Consider the following 18,196-nt stretch of genomic DNA (forward strand, 5'->3'; position numbering starts at 1 on the left):
TTGTCCTGTATTTTTAAATCCTCTACTCAATGTAAAAAAGAAGATATGAAAATAGTTAAAAAAGAACTGCTGCTTTTTTGTTTTTTAATTGCTTGTCAATTCCTTTATGCACAGATAAAATTACCGGCTCTTGTAAGTGATAATATGGTTTTGCAGCAAAATGCAAAAGTAAATTTGTGGGGCTGGGCTGGGCCAAATGAAAACATTCAAATTCAATTAGGATGGCAGAAAGAATTAGTTGAAACAAAAGCAGATGCCAAAGGAAATTGGAAAACTGAAGTTTCAACTCCAAAAGCAGACGAAAAAAAATATACTATAACACTGCAGGCTTCCAATAAAATTGTTCTTAATAATGTTTTACTGGGCGAAGTCTGGATTTGTTCAGGACAGTCCAATATGTTCTTTCCTGTTGGGAAACAAGAAGGCACCTGGAAAACAGGAGTAAAAAATTATGAAGAAGAAGTCAAAAATGCTAATTTCCCATTAATCCGATTGTTTACCGTAGCAACTATAGCTTCAGAGAAACCATTAGATGATGTAAAAGGGAGTTGGAAAGAATGTTCTCCAGAAAGCATCAATGATTTTTCGGCAGTTGCCTACTTCTTTGGTCGTGATTTGTTTCAAAATATTAAAACGCCAATTGGATTGATCTCAACTTCATGGGGAGGTACCAAAGCAGAAGCCTGGACATCGGCAAAAGTTTTAGAAGAGAACAAAGACTTAGTTCCAATTCTGATAGAAAATGCTCAAAAAGAGAAGCAGTATTATACCGATTTAGAAACTTATTATACTAATTTGAAAAATGGGACTGCAACGGCAGAACTCAAAAAACCAAAGAAAACAGATGAGAATAAATATCCTTATGTTTTGTATAATGGGATGTTGCATCCCGTAATTAATTATACGATGAAAGGAGTTATCTGGTATCAAGGAGAAAGTAATGCCGAAAAAGCATTGCTGTATCAAACCTTGTTCCCTGCAATGGTGCAAAACTGGAGAGACGACTGGAAACAAGGTGATTTTCCATTTTATTATGTTCAGATAGCACCTCACAAAGGTCAAAATGCCTATATTCGTGAAGCACAGCTTCTTTCTTTGAATAAAATTAAAAACAGCGGCATGGCGGTTACCACAGATGTTGGAAATGAAACTAATATTCATCCAATCGATAAGCAGACTGTTGGATATAGATTATCATTGATTGCTCGTTCAAGAACATACAATGAAAGTAAGTTGGTCTACTCAGGGCCTATTTACAATCACATGAAAGCAGATAAAAAGCAAATACAATTGTTTTTTGATTATGCAGAATCTGGTCTTCTTCAAAAAGGAGAAACATTAAAAGAGTTTGAAATTGCTGGCGAAGACAAGGTATTTTATCCAGCTGAAGCTAAAATTAAAGGGAAAACCGTAATTGTTTCTTCTGATAAAGTAAAAAATCCAATTGCTGTTCGTTTTGCTTGGAAGCCAGTTCCTGATCCAAATTTATTCAATACCGAAAATTTGCCAGCTTCACCATTTAGAACAGACAATTGGGGAAATCAATAGAAACGAAAAACAGTTATGATTGCATTAAATAAAAGGTTTTTGTTGATGTTATTTCTGTTTTTTCAAATTTTTAGTTTCTCTGCAGAAGCACAAAAATCTGAGAATTTAGCCAGTAAACCATTGTTTCGAGATCCTGTTTTTGATGGAACCGCAGATCCAGTTATTATTTGGAACAAAAAACAGAAAAAATGGTTCATGTTTTATACCAATCGCAGGGCTAATGATTCAACAGCCAAAGGTATTAGCTGGGTTCACGGAACTCGAATTGGAATCGCCGAATCAACAAATGGAGTGAATTGGGTTTATAAAGACACTTGTAAAATTGGTTATAAATTGCCAGGAATTACGCATTGGGCACCAGATGTTATTGAAAATAAAGGCTTGTATCATATGTATCTAACGATTGTTCCAGGGATTTTTGAAGACTGGTACCATCCGCGTTTTATTATTCATCTGACGAGTAAAAATTTAATAGACTGGAAATTTGAATCAAAATTAAAATTAGCGTCAGAGCGGTGTATCGATGCTTCTGTTTTTAGATTGCCCAATGGAACTTGGCGCATGTATTACAATAATGAAAATGACGGAAAATCTATTTATTATGCAGACAGTCCTGATTTATATAATTGGACAGATGCTGGTAAAAAAGTTGTAAATGAGCGTGGCGAAGGACCAAAAGTTTTTCAGTGGAAAGGCAAAAATTGGATGATTTGTGATACTTGGCGTGGACTAAGTGTATATTCGTCAGAAGATTTTATTAATTGGAAACGTCAGCCAAAAAATATTCTGGAAATTCCAGGTAAAGGAATCGATGATCAGGTTATTGGAGGACATGCAGATGTAGTAGTAAATAATGGTAAAGCGTATATTTTTTATTTTACACATCCAGGAAGAACTCCCGAAAACAAAGGAATAGATAATTACCAGACTAGAAGAAGTTCGATTCAAGCAGCCGAATTAGAATTAGAGAATAACGAAATTGTTTGTCACAGGGATAATCCTGTTTATATAAATTTAAAACAGCCATAAAAATGAAAAACACCTATAGAAATGCTTTCAAAATGAAATTGAAAAAAGGTTTTGAAGCAGAATATAAAAAAAGACATGACGAAATCTGGCCAGAATTAGCATCCCTGCTGTCTGAATCAGGAATTCAGGATTATAGTATTTTTTTGGATGAAGAAACACTTATTCTTTTTGCAGTTCAAAAATTAAGTCCAGATTTTGATACAGCATTTTTGCCAAATCATCCAATTGTGAAAAAATGGTGGGCATACATGGGGGATATTATGGAGACTAATCCTGACAATTCACCGCTTTCGGCTTCGTTAAAGGAAGTTTTTCATCTGGATTAATTTATTGATTAAACGGAACAAGTTAGTTAGCAGTATACAACAGGATACTCTTACCCGCTTTAATAGATATATTTGAATCTATGTTGTTTTAATGACTCTTTACAGTTGTTTTGGTTTAGTTAGTGGTTTTAAATTTTTTTAAAAAGAAAGTTAATTCTATAAGTGGAGTTTTTACAAAACATTCTTTTTAAACGCTCACGGCATTCGCTTTTAAAAGTTTCTGACACGAATTACACTAATTTGCACGAATTAAGATTGCTATTTAATTACACAAAATATTCGAAACTGTAAAAAGTTGTAAAATTTGATTTCAATTTTGATAAGAATTAGTGTTAATTGGTGAAATTCGTGTTTATCTTTTTTTAAATGCGAATGCCGTGTTAAACGCTATAATCTTTTTGGTTTAGCGTTTTTTTTTGTAAATTAATTTAGAGCAGATTAAAGAATTATACTGAAGGCTTTCAGTAGGTTTTTGCTGTGTGAAATTGATAGTCAGGTTTGTAAAAAAAATATTTTGGAACAGCAGTTCTGATGTTTTTTAATAGAAAAAGTAAATAAAATGAAAAAAAGTATTCAATTTGGTTTAACAATTACAGCCGCAGTACTTGCATTGAACAGCTGTAAAGCTCAAAAAAGTGAAGGTGCTTCAAAAATTGTTCTGAAGAATACATCGGATATTGCTCTGCCTCAAAAGGCAGTTGAAATTAAAAGAAGCCTTCTTCCTGTTGTGAAAAATACAGCTGGTTATCCAATTCTGCTGCAGCAAAAGGATACTATTCCCGCACAGTTAAATGATCTAGATGGAGACGGGAAATGGGATGAGATATTTCTGGTTGCTGATTTTGCCGCCAAAGAGAAAAAAGAATTAGTGCTAAAATGGTCTGTAACTGATCCAAAATTTACAATAAGAACAAGCGTTCGTTTTGGAAAAAGAGCTGGAAAAGAGGAGCCGGTAAAACCAGCAGTCGAAGAAATAATGCCAGCCAATGAAGTGCACACTGCATTAGGTTATCAGCGTTATCAGACAGATGGTCCGTCCTGGGAAAATGATAAAGTAGGATTCAGGCATTACTTAGACGGAAGAAATGCTAAAGATGTTTTTGGAAAAAAAATTCCAGCCATTACTCCAGAAAACGTAGGTATCAACAGCAAAGGTGCAGTAGAAGATAATTACCACCAAATGTACGATTGGGGAAGAGATATTTTTCCAGTTGGAAACTCAGCAGGTTTAGGAGGTTATGCTTTATTGGTGAATAATGAAATAAAAAGATTGGGAATTACTGCAAAAGAGCCTTTAAATACTATTGAAACAACAACGTTTAAAATTGTAAGTGAAGGACCGGAGAATTCGGTTTTAAGTTATAATTATCATAATTGGGATATTAACGGGAAAAAGTATCAGGTACAGGAGACAACTTCAATCTGGCCGGGAATGTACGGATATAAAAATACAGTAAAGGTAAACGGGCTTCAGGGAAATGAAGTGTTTCTGGCAGCTCTTTCCAATATTAATAACATGAATCCTTTAAAAGAAATTGAGTCGGGGGATTTTGTCTGTTTAATACAGCATGGGCATTTAACTTACGAAAAGCAATGGATATTAGGAACAGCAATTATAGTTCCAAAAAAGTTATATAAGGGCTATATTGAAGCTCCTAAAACAGGACAGCTAACTGATTCTTATCTGGCTAAATTAACGGTTAAAAATAATGAGCCTGTAAGTTATTATGCAGTAGCGGGCTGGGAGTTAAGTGCTGATCCAAATTTTAAAGACGCAGCTTATTTTGCCAAATATGTTACTGCTCTGGCTGAACAGCTTTCAGCCAAAATCGGTATTGAAATAAAATAATGGACTAATCAAAAAAATAATTTAATCTAAGAATTATGAAAAAACCAAACCAGATTCTCGTTTTATTTTTTTTGGGAGCATTTGCAATTGCACAATCTCAGACAAATGACGCTACTGCTCCACTGCATCTGCTTCAGCCAGTATATCCAACTCCGTATGTTATCCCTCAAAAAGAAAACGTAAAAGCAGTTTTAGATAAAGTCTATAATTTTTTAGAGGCAAATACCGCTTCAAGAGCTGTAAATAAAAAGGATAATTCAGAAGTAACCAATTTTAAGAAAATTGACGGCAACATTGCTTTTGATAAAGGAGCATTTAGACTTACTAGTTACGAATGGGGAGTAACCTATGCAGGTATGCTCTTGACAGCACAAGTGACTTCTGATAAAAATTACGAAGATTATGTAAACAAAAGACTGAAGCTCATTGCTGATCTTTATGCCAATACTGATGAAAAAAACATCGAAGGTTCTCCAATACATTCGGTAATTAAGCCACATGCTTTGGATGATGCCGGAGCGTTATGTGCTGCTTTTATCAAAGCAAAAAAAATGGGTTTAGCATCAAATATAGACCCAGTAATAAATAATTTAATTACGTTCATAAGCCAAAAACAGCAGCGTCTGAGTGATGGAACTTTGGCGCGAAACAGACCGCAGATGAACACGCTGTGGCTTGATGATATGTTTATGAGTGTTCCTGCATTGGCACAAATGGGCGGTTATACAGGTGATGTAAAATATTTTGATGATGCTGTAAAACAAGTAACGCAGTTTTCACAAAGAATGTTTAATACCGAAAAAGGTCTTTATATGCACGGCTGGGTAGAATCTATGCAGGTGCATCCTCAGTTTCATTGGGCTAGAGCCAATGGCTGGGCGGTTATGACTATGGTGGAATTATTAGAAACATTGCCAAAAAATCATCCGGGATATCCAAAAGTTTTGGCACAATTACAGGCTCATATTGCAGGACTGCAAAAATATCAGGATGGAACCGGTTTTTGGCATCAGCTGATTGACAGAAACGACACTTATCTTGAAACTTCTGCGACAGCAATATACGCTTATTCAATTGCAAGGGCTATAAATAGAGGATATGTGGATAAAATGACGTATGCTCCAACAGTTTTATTGGCTTGGAATGCAGTAGCATCAAAAGTAAATGACAAAGGTCAGGTTGAAGGAACCTGTGTTGGTACAGGTATGGGATTTGATCCTGCGTTTTACTATTACCGTCCTATAAACACATTTGCAGCTCATGGTTATGGTCCTGTTTTATTGGCTGGTGCCGAAGTGATCACGCTGTTAAATAACAGTCAGTTTGAGATCAATGACAGTTCTATACAATTAAAAAATAAAGGATAACAAGTAACAATTACGAATTATTTTGATAATAAATGGTTTTTGCCAAAGGAGAATAAAATATTCCAATCTTAGCTCCCTCTCCTTTGGAGAGGGCTGGGGTGAGGAAAATATAACAGACTATTTTATACTTGGTTATTACATTAAAAAGGTATCATTAAATTATTTTAATTACTTATGAAGCAAAAATCAGCATGTTTATTGTTTTATATTTTCTGTACAGTTACTGCTTTTGGTCAGATTGGAAAGCGTTTCCCATCTGAAAAAAAGATTGTCAAAGACCCAGTAACGGGCTATGAAATCATTTTTTTGACTAGCAAACCAAACGGAGATTCTAAAATTTATCCAACGCATCCGCAATGGACTTCGGATGGCAATTGGGTATTATTCCGTTCGCATCGTGTTGAGGGAGAGATTATGGCTGTTAATGAAAAATCGGGTGACATAGTTCAGGTTACCGAAGGCGGTTATTCAGGAACGTTCTGTATCGCCCAAAAATCGATGAAAGTGTATTTTATGCGTGATGCTGGCGAAAAAGCCATGCAAATCATGGAAGTAGATTTGGATAAAGTTTTTAAAGACAGTAAATCTGGAAAAATGCAGGCTGTGTCTGCTTACGAACGCATTTGTGGAAAAGCTCCATCCGAAATGGAAGCCTCAGGCGATATGGCTTTGGATGCTAATGAAGATAAAGTATATTTTAGAGTAGGTAAAAAAGAAGCCTTAAAATATTTGGATAAGAACACAGTTCTTGAAAAGAATTTTGGACCTCGAAATATGGGCGCTGGACCAGGAGGGATTTCAAGTATGAATTTGAAAACGGGTGAGTTTAAACATGTAATTTCTGTTGGTTTTCAAATTGGTCATATTCAATCTAACACGTGGAATCCCAACGAAATTATTTTTTGCTGGGAAACAGGAGGCAAGTCACCACAACGAACTTGGACTGTGATGGGCGATGGTTCGGGCTTACGGCCATTATATCCCGAAGCTCCTTACGAATGGGTTACTCACGAAGCAGTAATTGGAAAAGATGAAGTTGCAATGGCGATAATGGGACATAGAAAAATTGACATTCAAAAAGAAACTCCTGCTGAGGTTACTGATAGTAAAGAAGTTAAAAATCCCGAAAATCCTGGACAGGAAAGTAATTGGGGGGCTACAGGAACTCGTGAAAAACCGACAGGATTGGCAATTGTTAATCTTAGAACAAGGGAAATGATTATTGCTGGTCAAACAAAATCAGGCAGTGGTTTTTGGCATGTTCACGGTTCATCTGATGGCAGATGGGCTGCAGGAGATGATTTTTCAAGAAGTCTGTATTTAATAGATAGAAAAACAAGCGAGGTAGTAATGCTTACAACGGGTCATAAAGAAACGGCAAAAGATCACATTCATCCCACATTTAACAGAGAAGGAACCAAAATACAATTTGAATCGGCAATGTTATCTGAGGATAATAAAACGATGAATATCTGTATTATAAATGTACCGGAATCGTGGTTGAACAGAAAATATAAAAACTAAATTAAATTGATTATAATGAAGAAAGGTATCGTATTAATTATCTTGTTTATCGGATTATCTCAGATTTCGATAGCTCAAAAAAAAGCCAAAAATGTTTTTCCTGACGGAACAAAAATTCCCGCTTGGTTTAATGATGCATCCAAAATTAAATTAGAAAAATTAGGGAAACAGTATGTTATCACCGATTATGACGTAAAAATAGACAGCACTGTAGTCCAAACTGTGGCCATTCAAAAAATAATTGATAAAGCTTCTGAAAATGGCGGAGGTGTGATTGTAATTCCAAAGGGAGTGTTCTTGAGCGGAGCCTTGTTTTTTAAGCCAAAAACACATTTGCATGTTTCTGAAGGCGGCGTTTTGAAAGGTTCTGATGATATTTCTAATTATCCAATTATGCCTTCGCGTATGGAAGGGCAGAATCTGGATTATTTTCCAGCGCTTGTTAACGCTTACAATTTGGATGGATTTACCATTTCTGGAAAAGGAACGATAAACGGTAATGGTTATAAGTATTATGAGGCTTTTTGGGCAAGACGTAAAGAAAATCCAAAATGTACCAATTTGGAAGTTTCAAGACCACGATTGGTTTTTGTCTGGAATTCAAAAAATGTGCAGTTTCAAGATGTGAAGCTGATTAATTCAGGTTTCTGGACAAATCATTTTTATAAATGTTCGAATGTAAAACTGATTGATCTGTATATTTTTTCGCCACATTTAGAAATCAAAGCACCAAGTACTGATGCTATTGATATTGATGTATGTTCTAATTTTTTGGTAAAAGGCTGTTATATGTCGGTTAACGATGATGCTATTGCCTTAAAAGGAGGAAAAGGACCATGGGCAGATACCGAAGAAGGAAATGGAGAAAATACGAACATTATTATTGAAGATTGTACGTATGGATTTTCACATTCGGCATTAACAAATGGAAGTGAATCTATCCATAACAAAAATGTGATTATGCGTAATTGTTCAGTTACAGATGTATCGCGTTTATTATGGCTGAAAATGAGGCCAGATACGCCTCAAAAATACGAATACATTTTGGTAGAAAACATTAAAGGCACTGCCGTAAAAGGATTAGTAGTGTACCAATGGAATCAGTTTTTTGATATGAAAGGACGCAAAGATACACCCGCTTCGTATGGAGATCATGTAACGCTGCGTAATATTAATTTAAAATGTGATAAGTTTTACGAAGTGCAGAAAGACCCGAATATATTTTTGACAAACTTTGCTTTTGAGAATCTTAACATTGAATCAAAAAATGGTGAAATTGACAAAACTGCCATCAAGAGGGTGACTTTTAAGAATGTGAAAGTTAATGGTAAGCCTGTAAATTAGTCATTGCGAATAATTCAAAAAAGCTAAAATTATTTTTTGTTTATAATTTTGGTTTTTATTCAAATTACTGCCCTTTACTAAAACGTAATAGTTTTGGTAAAGGGTTTTTTAATGGTGTAAAATTTAAAATAATACAGTTATATGGTTAGTATAATGTGAATTATTCAGTTTTGGATTAAGCAGTTTATTTTTGTTTTTTTTATTGAATATTTAAAAATAATAGCATAGTACAGGATGCTACAGGATACGGCGTCAAAAGTGTTTCTATAATTTTATGAAATAAATAACAGTTTTCTTTTACGAACTAATAAGTCAAAATTATGTTTATGAGATTAAAATTTAGTTGCCAAGAGTCAGCAGGTAAAATTGTTTTGCTGCTTTGTATGTTTTTTTCCTTTGGGTGCATACATGCACAGAATAAGATTAAAGGTACGGTTAAGGATGTTGCTGGATTAGCTGTTCCCGGAGTAAGCGTAACTCAAAAGGGTACAAAAAATATAGTTGATACCGACATGGAAGGAAATTATACAATTGATTTGCAGGACAACGGACAGCATGTCTTGATTTTTACTTCGATTGGATTTAAAAGAGCAGAAGAGGCTGTTCAGGGCAGAACCACAATTAATGTGGTTTTAGCAGAAGATAATCAGGTTCTGGAAGAAGTAACCGTAATTGGTTATGGTACTCAAAAGAAAAAATTGACTACTGGTGCAATGTCATCTCTTAAAACAGAAAGTTTTGCAGAAAGACCTATTTCAAGAGTTGACCAAGGATTAATCGGGCAGGTAGCCGGAGTGAGAGTAAAAACGACATCAGGTTTGCCAGGTCAGCCCTTTAGTGTTGAAATTCGTGGGGGAGGATCTATTACGGCTGGAAATGAGCCGTTGTATGTACTTGATGGATTTCCTATTTATACAGAACCATCAAATGCAAACGGAGGTTTTTCAAACGGAAGTCCATTAGATAATATTAACCCAAATGATATTGCTTCTATTGAAGTTTTAAAGGATGCCGCCGCAGCTTCAATTTATGGTTCAAGAGCTTCTAATGGAGTTATTCTAATTACTACTAAAAAAGGAAAATTAGGAAAAACAAAATTTACTTTTAATACATACGGCGGTATTAATAAAGAAGCGAATAGAGTAGATATGCTGTCTTCCCAGCAATGGATTGACAGATCAAAAGTAATGCTTGATGCACAATGGGCTGCTTCTGGTATTGCAGGGGCTTTGGCTTCACAGACAATGCCGGAAAGGATTGCGGCCTACAATGCAGTATTTCCAACTACACCTTTGAACCAAACAAACGCAAAATATTTTACATATATCTACGATGCAAGATGGGACATACCAGGTCATCCAGGCTTAGATTATATTGACTGGCAGGATAAAGTTTTTAAGACAGGCGAATTTACTAACTATCAGTTTACGGCTTCTGGAGCTACAGATGCTGTTAATTATTATGTATCTGCTAATTATCAAAAGAACACAGGCTATATAGTTGGTACAGATTACACCGTTTTTTCTGCCAGAGCCAATGTCGATATTAAGCTGTCTGATAATTTTAAAATGGGAATCAATTTAGCCCCTTCCTATTCGGTTAAAAATGATCCAGGAGTAGAAGGAAAGGATAATACTTTGTTTAAAGCACTTACTGCGACTCCAGTTTTTGAAAGTACTTCAAATGCTGCAGGAGAAAAATATACTACCAGATATGCATGGGGAAGCAGTACGACCAATATGCTGAACGCATTAGACAGAACGGGCAGAAATTCAATGTATAGAAATTTAATTTCTACGTATCTTAGTTATCAATTTTTAAAAGGTCTGACCTGGAAAAGCACGATTAACTTTGATAACTCAGATAATACTTTTGAAGGATATACTCCAAATGAAGTAATAGCTAGTATTAGAGGGACTTATAATACCTATAGAAGACAGAACATTGTAAATGAAAATACATTGAACTATGATAAATCTTTTGGGAATCATAATTTTAATGTGCTTTTGGGGCAGTCTTTCAACTCTTATGAAATTACAAAGTCTACTTTGGCATCAGGAGCTTTGTATAATAGTTCCAGTATAGAAACACTGCCTGCAGGATCTATTGGAAGTACAAGCGGAGAGAAAAACACACTGCTTTCTTATTTTGCAAGATTACAATATAATTTCAAAGAGAAATATTTACTTTCTTCCAGTATAAGAAATGATGGTTCTTCAAAATTTGGAAGCGAAAGACGCTGGGGAACATTTTATTCTTTGTCTTTAGGCTGGAGAATCAAGAAAGAATCATTTTTGGATAATGTTGATTGGTTAAGCGATTTAAAATTGAGAGCAAGTCTTGGAACTAATGGAAGTAATAATATTGGAAGCTACGCCTGGCGTTCTACATTAGCAACATATAACTATTCTATTGGCGGTGCAGCTGCTATAGGGCAGGGAGTTTTAGGAATTGCAAACCCTGAGTTACACTGGGAAGAATCAAAAAGTATTGATCTTGGTTTGGATTTTTCATTCTTAAAAAACAGAATTTCTGGAACCTTTGAAATGTATAGAAAAGACAACAGTGATTTATTGTTAAGAGTTCCTGTACCGACTGCATCAGGATTCCCTAGTTACCTGACTAATATTGGTGAAGTGCAGAATCAAGGGTGGGAGTTTGAGTTAAATACAGTAAATGTCGCCGTTAAAGATTTTCAATGGAAGACTTCGGCTAATATCAGCCATAACGAAAATAAAGTAGTAGCATTAGGTCCAGACCAAACTAAAATTGAAATCAGCAATAGTTTTGACGGCGGAGTGCCTTTTATAAAATTAGAAGTTGGTAAACCAATGTATACCATCTTTGGTTTACAGCAAAATGGCGTTATAACACAAGCTGATATTGACAAAGGAGGGACTACCATTGGCGGTAAAAGTTTAGTTTTAGGCGATCCTAGATATATAGATCAAAATGGAGATGGAAAGATAAATTCAGGAGACCGTGTTGATTTGGGGAATCCGACACCAAAATTCACTTGGGGTATAACGAATGACTTCAAATACAAAGACTTTGATTTAAGCATATTGGTTCAAGGTCAAAACGGAGGTACTGTTTATGGACTGACAGGAAGAGCAATTGACAGGACTGGAATGGGACAGGTTGAAAATTCATTAGACGTAGATCCTGCAGTAAGAGGAAACTGGAGAACTACTTTTGGATATCAGGCAAATTCGGATTGGCTGTATAAATCAGATTATATTAGTGTTAGAAGTATATCTGTAGGATATAATCTAAAAGAAGCAGTGAAAAACATAAAGCGTATTGATAACATTAGACTTTATGTTACAGGAGAAAATTTATTCTATAGAAATAAATATAAAGTAGGTTTTAATCCTGAAGCGATTAATACTTCAGGAAGTTCAAATAGTGATTTTGCTGTTCCTGTAGATTATGGAGGAGCTCCTTTGGCAAAATCAGTTGTTTTAGGTGTTAACATTAATTTTAATTAAAATAAAATGAAAAAATATATTTATTCAGTGGCAGGTGCCTTATTGATATTTGTACTGGCATCCTGCGAAAACCAATTGGATCAGGTTCCATTGTCTCAAGGGACGACAGATAATTTTTATCAGACTCCAAATGATTTTATTCAGGCTCGAAATGCTACTTATTCGTATGCTTTTCACGGGGCATCTACTTATGGGTATGCAAATAGAGTACTGAACTTAAGTGAAACCAGATCAGATAATTTGTATGCTACTACAACTGCTTCTAGAGACTGGGAGGGAATTAATGGTTTTTTTAGTTCTATCAGCTCCAATTCGATGGTGACAGAGGCTTATTCAACGAATTATAGCGCCATATATAAGGCAAATCAATTAATTGAAAAAATTACTGAAAAAGGAGATCAGATTTTTACAGTTCCTGCAGATAAAGCTTCAATGCTTGCTGAAGCACGCTTTCTTAGAGCATTCTGTTATTTTGACCTGATACGCTGGTTTGGTAAAGTGCCATTAATTGATAAAACCATGACAGCGCAGGAAGTGGCCAAAATTGGCAGAGCTCCAATTGCGGATATTTATAAATTAATTATTTCTGATTTAGAACTAGCAATTCCAGATCTCAGTCCGTCTTATGATGCAGCAAATTATGGTCGCGTGTCAAAATATGGTGCTAAAGCATTATTGGGATTGGTTTACATGACCCGTTCAAGTCCAACTTATGGTATTGATGGTGCAATGCTTGGTGTAAATGAATGGGACAAAGCTTATCAGCAGTTAAATGATATTAAAGCAAGCGGATTATTCGTTTTTGGTACTGATTATGCAACGATTTTTAAAACCGAAGGTATTGCCAATAAAGAAAATGTATTGACAATTCCATATACACAAAGTATTTCTACTTCTGTTGGAGGTAACTTTATGGTGGAAGTAGGATATGAGCCTTATTTTGCTTCAGTTGGAATAGGATCGGCACAAGGTTCGTTAGAAGGAAGACCAGTATCAACAGAGTTTTTAGCAAAGTTTGACGCAGCTGATAAAAGAAAAACTGATGGTATCGCAACAAGTTATACTGTAGCATCTGGCACCTATAAAGGAAGCTATACTTTTCCTGTATTCAAAAAGTATATTGATCCTACAAGATATGGAACTGGCGGGCGTGAAGACTGGGGAGTTGATTTCATGGTAATTCGTTATACTGATGTTTTAATGTTAATGGCCGAATGTACGCTCCATGGCGGCGGCGGAACTCAGGCTGATGTGGATGCAATTATGAATAAAGTTAGAACAAGAGCCGGTATTACAGCTAATGCTTCTAATACTACTTTGGATCAGTTATTTGCAGAAAGAAGAAAAGAATTCTTTTCTGAAGGAACAAGATGGTTTGATTTGATTAGATCTGGTAATGCAGTTACCACAATGAATGCGTGGAGAGCGACAGAAGATAAAGCAAACAGAATTCAGACTGTAACAAATAATTCATTGTTATATCCAATACCTTTGCAGGAACTATTGGCTGTTCCAGGATTGTATGAACAAAATCCGGGTTATGATTAATATTCATTTTTTTATTAATACTATTATAATTTATAAAAGGCTGTTTCGCATTTTGGAAACAGCTTTTTTTGCAAACTGATTTGTACTTTAATTTTTTGATGATGAATTCTAAAAAAGTATTTATTTATACAGCTCTAGTGTTTTTAAGCAATCAGGTGATATACGCCCAGCAGAAAAAAGTACCCAAAGAGCAAAAGCCTAATGTCATTGTGATTATAGCTGATGATGCCGGCTGGAATGATGTTGGCTATAATGGTTCTGAAATAAAAACGCCTAATATTGATAATCTGGCAAAAAATGGTGTGCAGCTTAACCGTTTTTATGTCAGCCCTACCTGCTCACCTACAAGAGCGGCTCTTCTCACTGGAAGACCTGCCAGCCGCATGGGAATTTTAGCTCCGATAAGTGATAAAAGTGAATTGAAATTACCTGATTCAATTCCAACTCTGCCTCAATTATTGAAAAAAAACGGATATGAAACCGCGCTTATCGGCAAATGGCATTTAGGACTGCAGTTAAACAGCAGCCCAAAAGCATACGGATTTGATTATTCCTATGGTTTTTTGCACGGACAGATTGATCAATACACTCACCGCTACAAAAATGGCGATCAGAGCTGGTATAGAAATGGAGAATTTATTGATGAAAAAGGGCATACTACCGATTTAGTTACTCAGGAATCGATTAAATGGCTTTCGGAAATCCGCAATAAAAAGGAGAATTTTTACCTGCAGGTAGCATACAGTGCACCTCATTTTCCTTTGCAGGAAGAAGAGAAATGGAAGATACCTTATAATAAAACAGCTAAAGACAGTTCCCGCAGGGATTATGATGCGGCAATGGCGCATTTGGATCACAGCATCGGCATCTTGCTTGATAATTTGAAAAAGCAAAAGTTAGACGAGAATACCCTTATCATTTTTATGAGTGATAACGGTGCTATGGAAAACTGGGATTCCAGAAAAGAATATGGAGGAATACACAGATCAAATACAACTTTGGGAGATAATACGCCACTGCGTGATTGGAAAACTTCAAATTATGAAGGAGCAGTTAGAGTGCCTTGTGTGCTGTATTGGAAAGGCCGTTTAAAAAATTATAAAAACTCAGATTATATTTCAGTGATTGATTTTCTGCCTACGATTTTAGGATTAGCCGGTGCTGAAAAATTGCCAAAAACCGTAGAAGGACAGAATATATGGAATGAAGTTTCGGCAAATAAAGAAATTAAAAAACGGCCGATTTATATCCGTGGTCATAAACAGGCCTGTTTAATTCAAAAACCATGGAAACTGATTCAAAATCTGCCTTCCAAAAAAGGGATGCCAGATTATGAATTGTTCAATATAGAAAAGGATCCAGAAGAAAAGAATAATGTTCTGCCTCTGAATCAAGAGATCTTCGGGAAAATGAAGCAGGAACTGGATGTTCAAATAAAGAAAGATCCAAAAATAGCAGAGACGAATAAATCAGAATAAAATAATACAGATATAATGTTCAAAAGACACCTTTTTTTAATTGCAGTAATTAGTTTTTTAACAGATACAGCCTTTGGCCAAAATGATAAGTCAATTGATTTTTCTATTGTAAAAGCCAATGAAACCGCTGCAATATTTATTGATCCAAAAGCAGACAAATTAGTGGTCTGGGCAGTCAATGAACTGGTTTCGGACGTGGAAGAAATTACGGGAAAGAAATTAAGTATTGTTACTGCAGACAAAATTTCTCAAAACGGAATATACATTGGTCAGGCTTCAAGTTCTTTATTTCAGTCTAAAAATATTCAAAAAGAATTAGCCGGTCAATGGGAGAAATTTTATATAAAAAAAGAAAATCAGAACCTGATAATTGCAGGAAGTGACGTCAGAGGAACTGTTTATGCCATTTTTGAAACAGCAGAACGACTGGGAGTTTCGCCTTGGAAATGGTGGGCTGATGTTAATCCAATTGCCAGAAAAGAACTGGTGCTTCAATTGCCTTCAAAAGGAATAACCGAAAAGCCGTCAGTGCAGTACAGAGGAATTTTCCTGAATGATGAAGACTGGGGATTACAGCCTTGGGCTGCGAAAACTTTTGAACCCGAAACTGGAGATATAGGACCAAAAACGAATGAGAAAATATTTCAGCTGCTTTTGAGATTAAAAGCTAATACGATCTGGCCTGCGATGCATCCGTGTACCAAAGGTTTTTTTACCATTAACGGAAATAAGGAAATGGCGGAAAAGTATCATATGATAATCGGTTCTTCTCATGCCGAACCCATGCTTCGAAATAATGTCGATGAATGGAAAAAAGACTTTGGAGATTATAATTACTTTACAAACAGTAATCAAGTAAATAAATATTGGCAGGACCGTTTAGACGAAATAAAAGCAGCTAATAATGAAGTGGTCATGACACTAGGGATGAGAGGCGTTCACGACAGTAAAATGGAAGGCGCCAAAAATACGGAAGAGTCGAAGATAATGGTGGATAAGATAATTGGCGTACAGCGCGAAATGCTTTCAAATACATTCAAAAAGCCATTAAATGAAATTCCGCAGGTTTTTGTTCCGTATAAAGAAGTGCTGGAATTGTATGATAACGGACTCAAAGTGCCCGATGATGTTACTCTTGTGTGGCCCGATGATAATTATGGCTACATACGCCGTTTAAGTGATGAAAATGAACAAAAAAGAAGCGGCGGAGGCGGTGTTTATTATCATCTTAGTTATTGGGGGCGTCCTCATGATTACCTCTGGTTAAGTACTGCACAGCCTGGATTAATTTGGAGCGAAATGTCAAAAGCATACCAAAACGGGGCTAAAAAAATGTGGATTGTAAATGTGGGAGATATCAAGCCAGGCGAATATAATATGGAGTTTTTCATGGATTTAGCATGGAATATCAACAGTATTCCGTTTGATGGGATTAATAAAAATCTGGAAAAATGGATTTCAAGAGAATTTACGCCAACAATTGCCAGCGAATTGAGTCCTGTAATTGCAGAATACTACCGTTTGGCTTTCATCAGAAAACCGGAGTATATGGGCTGGAGCCAGACCGAACCTACAACTCAGATTAAGCCTTCTAACTTTACAAAAGAAGAAATAGAGGAAAGAATCAAAGCTTATGAGGATTTGGTAAAAAAAGCAGATGATTTATCTTCTTTAATACCTGATGAACGAAAAGATGCCTGGTTTCAATTGGTTGTGTATCCTGTAAAAGCGGCAGCCAACATGAATTTTAAATTTCTGTATTGGAATTTGGAAGCGACAGCCAATGATGAGGTTCAAAAACAAAAATACCATAAACAGGCATCCGAAGCTTATGAGAAAATAAAAGAGCTTACAGCATTTTATAATACAAAAATGAGCGGCGGAAAATGGAATCAGATGATGTCAATGCATCCTCGAAATCTTCCTGTTTTTGATTCGGTAGCAAAAAACACAAAGACTTATGAAGCCAATAAAACAAACAGCGCTATTGTAATTCAGGCAAACCAATTTACAGCTTCAAAAAGCATTGAAAATTATAAATGGCAGTCAATTAATGGTCTTGGTTTTAGTAATAATGCTATGACACTTTTTCCTTTAAACCATCATTATTTTAAGAAAGATAAACCCGCTGTTTCGTACGAATTTGAAGTTTCAGAGATGGGAGATTATGAGGCCGAAGTACATTTTTTACCAACTCATTCGAATAACTTTGATCAGGAAGCTGTAATCAGAATAAATGGAAAGGAATCGAAACCATTTTTAATTAATACCAAAGACCGCGATACTATCTGGAAAGAAAATGTATTACGAAACAGTGCAGTTGTAAAAGTTCCATTTTCGGTTACTGCTGCTAAAAAACAAAATATAACCGTTTTGGTAAATCAGACAGAAATTGTTTTGGACTATATTTCGATAAAAAGAAAATTATAGCAGATTGAATTTTGAAGTCCGCTCTAAAGACATTTTTAGCTGAAAAATTAAAACCAGAGATAGAGACCGGGTAAATAAAGCCAAAATTTTAGTTTACGGGTAAAATATATCAGAAATAACATCGTTTATAAAAAAACGGGAATTAATTTGTTATGATAGATGGTATTAGTCAGAGATAGTTATAAAATTATATATTCGATTATTCTTTTTCTTGTAGCTTTTATGATTTGGGATGAAATTTATCAGGCTCAATTCTTGCCAT

Annotated in this window: 11 protein-coding genes; all 11 read left to right on the top strand. The window is 35.5% G+C overall.

Going from position 1 to position 18,196, the window contains the following annotated elements:
* The first annotated feature begins 45 nt into the window (after window positions 1-45).
* Window positions 46-1,548, top strand: coding sequence for a sialate O-acetylesterase (locus OZP07_RS02710; RefSeq protein WP_194641126.1), 1,503 nt, complete (start codon window positions 46-48; stop codon window positions 1,546-1,548).
* A 45-nt stretch (window positions 1,549-1,593) separates the two neighbouring features.
* Entirely contained in the window at window positions 1,594-2,577 is a 984-nt protein-coding gene (locus OZP07_RS02715; RefSeq protein WP_281637197.1) for a family 43 glycosylhydrolase, read from the top strand.
* A gap of 2 nt (window positions 2,578-2,579) precedes the next feature.
* Window positions 2,580-2,903, top strand: coding sequence for an L-rhamnose mutarotase (gene rhaM, locus OZP07_RS02720; RefSeq protein WP_194641124.1), 324 nt, complete (start codon window positions 2,580-2,582; stop codon window positions 2,901-2,903).
* A gap of 559 nt (window positions 2,904-3,462) precedes the next feature.
* On the top strand, window positions 3,463-4,752 hold the full coding sequence (locus OZP07_RS02725) for a DUF4861 domain-containing protein (protein ID WP_281637198.1): 1,290 nt from the start codon (window positions 3,463-3,465) through the stop codon (window positions 4,750-4,752).
* 35 nt (window positions 4,753-4,787) lie between these two features.
* Entirely contained in the window at window positions 4,788-6,119 is a 1,332-nt protein-coding gene (locus tag OZP07_RS02730) for a glycoside hydrolase family 88/105 protein (protein ID WP_281637199.1), read from the top strand.
* A 174-nt stretch (window positions 6,120-6,293) separates the two neighbouring features.
* A complete protein-coding gene (locus OZP07_RS02735; RefSeq protein ID WP_281637200.1) occupies window positions 6,294-7,643 on the top strand; it encodes a hypothetical protein in 1,350 nt (449 codons plus the stop codon).
* Window positions 7,644-7,658: 15 nt separating this feature from the next.
* The gene (locus OZP07_RS02740) at window positions 7,659-8,987 is read left to right on the top strand and encodes a rhamnogalacturonidase (protein ID WP_281637201.1); all 1,329 of its coding nucleotides are present in this window, start codon (window positions 7,659-7,661) and stop codon (window positions 8,985-8,987) included.
* Window positions 8,988-9,313: 326 nt separating this feature from the next.
* Window positions 9,314-12,478, top strand: coding sequence for a SusC/RagA family TonB-linked outer membrane protein (locus tag OZP07_RS02745; RefSeq protein WP_281637202.1), 3,165 nt, complete (start codon window positions 9,314-9,316; stop codon window positions 12,476-12,478).
* Window positions 12,479-12,484: 6 nt separating this feature from the next.
* Complete coding sequence (locus tag OZP07_RS02750) at window positions 12,485-14,026, top strand: RagB/SusD family nutrient uptake outer membrane protein (RefSeq protein WP_281637203.1); 1,542 nt, start codon at window positions 12,485-12,487, stop codon at window positions 14,024-14,026.
* A 98-nt stretch (window positions 14,027-14,124) separates the two neighbouring features.
* On the top strand, window positions 14,125-15,504 hold the full coding sequence (locus tag OZP07_RS02755; protein ID WP_281637204.1) for a sulfatase family protein: 1,380 nt from the start codon (window positions 14,125-14,127) through the stop codon (window positions 15,502-15,504).
* Window positions 15,505-15,519: 15 nt separating this feature from the next.
* Window positions 15,520-17,934, top strand: coding sequence for a glycosyl hydrolase 115 family protein (locus OZP07_RS02760; protein WP_281637205.1), 2,415 nt, complete (start codon window positions 15,520-15,522; stop codon window positions 17,932-17,934).
* Window positions 17,935-18,196 lie beyond the last annotated feature (262 nt).

Source organism: Flavobacterium marginilacus (genome assembly GCF_026870155.1).
Taxonomy (GTDB): Bacteria; Bacteroidota; Bacteroidia; order Flavobacteriales; family Flavobacteriaceae; genus Flavobacterium; species Flavobacterium marginilacus.

Excerpts from the sequence above, each read along its gene's own strand:
- OZP07_RS02735 (WP_281637200.1), top strand. The coding sequence starts at position 6,294 with ATGAAGCAAAAATCAGCATGTTTATTGTTTTATATTTTCTGTACAGTT.
- OZP07_RS02755 (WP_281637204.1), top strand. The coding sequence starts at position 14,125 with ATGATGAATTCTAAAAAAGTATTTATTTATACAGCTCTAGTGTTTTTA.
- OZP07_RS02730 (WP_281637199.1), top strand. The coding sequence starts at position 4,788 with ATGAAAAAACCAAACCAGATTCTCGTTTTATTTTTTTTGGGAGCATTT.
- OZP07_RS02740 (WP_281637201.1), top strand. The coding sequence starts at position 7,659 with ATGAAGAAAGGTATCGTATTAATTATCTTGTTTATCGGATTATCTCAG.
- OZP07_RS02725 (WP_281637198.1), top strand. The coding sequence starts at position 3,463 with ATGAAAAAAAGTATTCAATTTGGTTTAACAATTACAGCCGCAGTACTT.
- OZP07_RS02710 (WP_194641126.1), top strand. The coding sequence starts at position 46 with ATGAAAATAGTTAAAAAAGAACTGCTGCTTTTTTGTTTTTTAATTGCT.
- rhaM (WP_194641124.1), top strand. The coding sequence starts at position 2,580 with ATGAAAAACACCTATAGAAATGCTTTCAAAATGAAATTGAAAAAAGGT.
- OZP07_RS02760 (WP_281637205.1), top strand. The coding sequence starts at position 15,520 with ATGTTCAAAAGACACCTTTTTTTAATTGCAGTAATTAGTTTTTTAACA.
- OZP07_RS02750 (WP_281637203.1), top strand. The coding sequence starts at position 12,485 with ATGAAAAAATATATTTATTCAGTGGCAGGTGCCTTATTGATATTTGTA.
- OZP07_RS02715 (WP_281637197.1), top strand. The coding sequence starts at position 1,594 with ATGTTATTTCTGTTTTTTCAAATTTTTAGTTTCTCTGCAGAAGCACAA.
- OZP07_RS02745 (WP_281637202.1), top strand. The coding sequence starts at position 9,314 with ATGAGATTAAAATTTAGTTGCCAAGAGTCAGCAGGTAAAATTGTTTTG.